The sequence below is a fragment of the Haloparvum sedimenti genome (assembly GCF_001462205.1).
Taxonomy (GTDB): Archaea; Halobacteriota; Halobacteria; order Halobacteriales; family Haloferacaceae; genus Haloparvum; species Haloparvum sedimenti.
The window spans coordinates 1-4,848 of record NZ_LKIR01000116.1 but is presented as its reverse complement, the minus strand read 5'-3'; the positions used below and the strand labels follow the sequence as shown (position 1 = coordinate 4,848).

5 protein-coding genes and 1 tRNA gene are annotated in these 4,848 nt (G+C 67.2%); all 6 read left to right on the top strand.

What is annotated here, in order from left to right; all coding sequences use genetic code 11:
* The first annotated feature begins 909 nt into the window (after positions 1 to 909).
* On the top strand, positions 910 to 1,677 hold the full coding sequence (locus AN233_RS06470; protein WP_058365986.1) for an MBL fold metallo-hydrolase: 768 nt from the start codon (positions 910 to 912) through the stop codon (positions 1,675 to 1,677).
* Between the two features lie 76 nt (positions 1,678 to 1,753).
* Complete coding sequence (tenA, locus tag AN233_RS06465) at positions 1,754 to 2,446, top strand: thiaminase II (protein ID WP_058365985.1); 693 nt, start codon at positions 1,754 to 1,756, stop codon at positions 2,444 to 2,446.
* Between the two features lie 87 nt (positions 2,447 to 2,533).
* Positions 2,534 to 3,595 (top strand): GTP 3',8-cyclase MoaA, encoded by a 1,062-nt coding sequence (moaA, locus tag AN233_RS06460; RefSeq protein ID WP_058365984.1) that lies wholly within the window; start codon positions 2,534 to 2,536, stop codon positions 3,593 to 3,595.
* Positions 3,596 to 3,919: 324 nt separating this feature from the next.
* The gene (locus AN233_RS06455) at positions 3,920 to 4,342 is read left to right on the top strand and encodes a hypothetical protein (RefSeq protein ID WP_058365983.1); all 423 of its coding nucleotides are present in this window, start codon (positions 3,920 to 3,922) and stop codon (positions 4,340 to 4,342) included.
* Positions 4,343 to 4,505: 163 nt separating this feature from the next.
* Positions 4,506 to 4,591, top strand: a tRNA-Ser gene (locus AN233_RS06450).
* Between the two features lie 43 nt (positions 4,592 to 4,634).
* Positions 4,635 to 4,848: 30S ribosomal protein S13 (gene rpsM / locus AN233_RS06445; protein WP_080508391.1), on the top strand; the 214-nt coding region annotated here is incomplete at its 3' end.

Sequence of the window (4,848 nt, the reverse complement as noted above, 5' to 3'; positions counted from 1 at the left end):
CAACAGCCCGATACTGGGTATAGCGGCGTGTTTGTGTCTTTTTTGTGTTACTGGGCGGTGTTTTTGTGACTGCTGTCGGTGCTGCTGCTGGGGACAGCAACACCTCGAAAGCCCCAGCCGGCTCGACCGCGCCGGGCCTCGCTGCGCTCCTCGCTCTCAGCACCGCCCGCTGCGGTGCTTGCGTCGTCCAGGCGGGTTCGAGCCGGCTGCCCCTTTCAGTCCCACCCACCGCAACCGCACAGCAGCCTCGTCCCTCCCCAGCCTCGGCGGCGGCGCGGCCGCGAAACCGCACCGCATGCGGCCGCGCCGCCGCCTCCCTCGCGCGGTCGCGGCGCCACAGGGGCGCCGCGGCGCGCGCCGACAGCACGGTACCGCAACTGCACCGCTCCGCGACCGCACAGCACCGCACCGCCACGAGTTTCAGAAAAGCGATGTGTCTGAATCGGTCTGCAACACTCAGTATCGGTCTCGTACACTCCGGTGCGACGCGCCATTTAACCCGTTCGGCCGAGAAGACCGAATGCGTGCCTTTAGTCCTCGCCCGAGTACTCCCGGACGGGAGCGATGACGGAGCGACGAACCCGGGCACGCGACACGACCGTCGTCACGTCACGACGACCGCCCGCCACGAGGGTTTCCCGGTCGACACGGCACGCCGCCGGAGATGAGACCGGTCGTTAGTGTCGCGGGCGATACGACCGATCCCGCAGCTACTGCTCCGTCACGGGCGACGTTCACCGGGGGTCTGCAAACGTAGTTAGCGACCGCGTCGCCGGAACCGCGGCCGTCTGATCCCGGCCCATGCGGGCGACGGACCGAAGTGCTCCGTCGGAGGAGTGGCCTCGACACACGAACGGTCGGAGCCGACACGTCACCGGGTATAAACCTCGGCCACCACTTCGTTCGGGCATGTACGTCACGTTTCTGGGTACCGGGAGCGCCATGCCCGTCCCCGGGCGCGCACAGAGCGGGATCCTGCTGGAGACTGCCGACCGTGCGCTGCTCGTCGACTGCGGTAGCGGCGTGCTGGGCCGGCTCACCGGCACCGATGTCGGCTACGAGGGTATCGGCACCGTGCTGCTCACGCATCACCACCTCGACCACGTCGCGGACCTCCTTCCGCTGCTGAAAGCGCGCTGGCTCGCGGGCGAGGAGCACCTCGAGGTGGTCGGCCCGGCCGGGACGAAGGACCTGCTCGACGACCTGCTGGAGATCCACGACTACCTCCGGGGGCGGATCGACCTCTCGGTCCGCGAGGTGAGCGGCGACCGACCCTTCGAGGCGGGCGGCTTCGCCGTCGCCGCTCGCGAGACGCGCCACTCGAAGCCGGGGTTCGCGTACCGGTTCGCGCCCGCGGACGCCGACGCGGCGCCGGAAGCGGGGCCGTTCGTCTTCTCCGGCGACACCGAGGCCTTCGAGGGGATGGCGCGGTTCGCGGACGGCGCGCGCGCCCTCGCGCACGACTGTTCGTTCCCGGACGACATCGACGTGTCGAACCACCCGACGCCGACGCAACTCGGCGGTGCGCTGGCGGGTGCGTCGATCGAGAACCTGTTTCTGACGCACCTCTACCCCCACACGCAGGGCAAGGAGGGGGAGATGGTCGAGAGCGTCCGGGCGGCCGGGTTCGACGGGGAGACCCGGTTCGCGGAGGACGGGCTGCGCCTCGAACTGTAAATCCGGCTACCGGCCGTGCTCCGGGCACCGACCCGGACCGATAGCTTTCTATAAGTCGGTTTTATTATCTAGTGGTATGGCGTTCAGCGACGAACTCCTCGACGCCGGCAGTGACCTGTGGGCGGCACAGAAGCGACATCCCTTCGTGGTCGAGCTCGCGGAGGGGACGCTCGACGAGGACGCGTTTCTGACGTGGGTGCGGCAGGACTACCGCTACCTGCTCGACTACGCGCGGACGTTCGCGGTCGGCGGTACGAAGGTCCGCGACGAAGAGACGATGACGCACCTCCTCGGCGTCGCCCACCGCGTGCTCGACGACGAGCTCGATCTCCACCGGTCGTTCGCCGCTGAGTACGGTATCGACCGCGCGGAGCTGGAGCGCGTCGAGAAGGCGCCCACCTGCGTCGCCTACACGAACTACCTGCTGCGGACCGCCGAGTCGCGATCGGTCCCGGAGTTCGCGGCCGCGATCTACCCCTGTGGGCAGGGCTACCTCGACGTGGCCGAGCACATGACCGAGATCGCCGACGGCGAGCACCGCTACACGCCGTTCATCGAGAAGTACACGAGCGACGAGTTCCGTGAGGCGGTCGACTGGATGCGCGCATTCGTCGACCGATGCGGCGCGGCCTACCCCGGCTACCACGACGCGATGCGCGAAGCGTTCCTGACGAGCGCACGCCTCGAACACGCCTTCTGGGAGATGGCCTACACCGCAGAGGACTGGGGGACGGCGACGCCCGCGGCCGCCGGCATCTCCTCGTCGTAGTCGACGGGGACGCCCGTAACTGCAAACGGTTACGCGGCCGCAGTTTCGACCCCGTCGCTTAAGCGCACCTGGCCACACCCTCCCTACATGAGCGGCCCACTCGCGGACGAGTTCGGGCGGGAGGTCACCGGGGTGCGGGTGTCGCTGACCGACCGCTGTAACTTCGACTGCGTCTACTGTCACAACGAGGGGCTCGGGGACACGCGCGGCCCGATGGAGCCGAGCGAGGACGAGATGGACACCGACGACGTGGTGCGCTTCCTCGAGGTCGTCGAGGGGTACGGCGTCGACTCGGTGAAGTTCACCGGCGGCGAGCCGATGCTCCGACAGGACTTAGAGGAGATAATCCGCCGCACGCCCGACTCGATGGAGGTCTCGATGACCACCAACGGAACCTTCCTTCCCGGACGCGCTGAGGCGCTGAAGGAGGCCGGCCTCGACCGCGTCAACGTCTCGCAGGACGCGCTCGATCCCGAGGAGTTCGCGGCCGTCACCAAGTCCGGCGCCTACGAGCAGGTGCTGGCCGGCGTCGAGGCGGCCCTCGACGCCGGGCTCGCCCCCGTGAAGCTCAACATGGTCGTCTTCGAGCACACCGCGGGCTACGTCGAGGGGATGGTCGACCACGTCGCGCGGAACGACGGGCTCCAGCTCCAGCTCATCGAGTACATGCCGGAACTGACCGGCAAGCCGGAGTGGAACATCGACATCCAGCGCGTCCACGACTGGCTCGCCGAGATCGCCGACCGCGTCGAGCACCGCGAGATGCACGACCGCAAGCGCTACTTCATCAACGACGACGGCAACGCGCCCGAAGTCGACCTCGACGGCGGCGCCGTCGACGCCGACCACCCCGACGCCGCCGGCACCGGCATGGTCGAGATCGTCGACCCCGTCGAGAACGAGTCCTTCTGTGCCAACTGCGGTCGCGTCCGCGTCACCCACGAGGGGTACCTCAAGGGCTGTCTGAACCGCAACGACGACCTCCGCTCGATGGGCGAGATGTCCCGCGCCGAGATCGCCGAGACCTTCGAGGCGGTCGTCGCCAACCGCGTCCCCTACTACGGCGAGTACCTGATCGAGAACGACGACGGCGAGTACGAGTTCAACGAGAAGTACCTCGGCACGACGCCGGCGTCGTCTGCGGACTAAACTCGACATTTTTCTGCGGTCGGGTTCGCGCGGCGCAGGCGCCGCGCTCACCACACCCTTGAAAAATGTCGATCAAAAAAGGGGCCGCGGTCGGCGCTACGGGCGCTTCGCGCCCTCGCGCCGCCGCGGTACCACGACGTTGACAGAAAACCGCCCAGCGACAGGACCGCATCAGCACCACACCGCATCAGCACCACACCGCATCAGCACCACACCGCATCAGCACCACACCGCATCAGGGATCGCATAATTCGCCCACTATCCGTCGTGTTCAGTTCCGCCCTGCTGTAACGCCTTATGTGTGTACTGTGCAAACAGGCCACAATGTCTGTGCGGGAGTCGGAACCCGAACGGGTCAACGCGTTCCTCGTCGGCGACCGCTACCTCTTCAGGCACTACTTCGAGGGCGAGGCGGTGTTCGACCGGCTAAAGCCCTACTACGAGCATCAGGAGTACCGGTTCGCCGTCCCGCCACGGCGCTTCGACCAGATCCGCGCGTTTCTCGGCGATCACGGCTACCGGCTCCGGGTCGTCGAGGATCCGGAGCCGTACGTCGTGGTGGTTCGGAAGTACCGTTCGCACCCGGAGAACGTGTTCAAGGCGTCCGTCCACCAGTGGTCGATTCGGAACCACAACTGCTTCCTGTTGCGCGACGCCGCCTCGGTCGAACACGCGGTCGGTCGCGGCGCGACCCGGATCGCGGACACCGACCTCTCGGTGTCGTTCGCGGAGCCGGAGCGATCGTAGAGCGGAGGGAGGACCGCAGAGCGGAGAGCGGCCGGTCCGTGAGACTCCCCGACACCCGGAGCCGCCTTCCGTGATGTTTAAGTGTCGATGCCGGGTTGTTCCTGTTGCAAGTACTGCAGGGGCGTCGGGTCCCGAGTCCGGAAGGGCGACGTTACAAACGCGGGTTGCGGTAGCCAAGTCTGGCCCAAGGCGCAGGGTTGCTAACTCTGTGGCGTCACTGCCTCCGGGGTTCGAATCCCCGCCGCAACGCTCGAACCGACCGAGTCCAGTACGGACTCACAGACCTCAAGACATGAGTGCAGAAGAACCAGAGGACGACTTGACCGAGGAGGAGGCCGAGAACCTCCAGTACTTCGTTCGGATCGGGGGCGCGGACCTCGACGGGACGAAGACGGTCGAGCGAAGCCTCTCCGAACTCAACGGAATCGGCACGCGGACGGCGCGTCTCGTCGCCGAGAAGGCCGACGTGGACCGCAAGGCCACGTTCGGGCTGCTCGACGAGGACG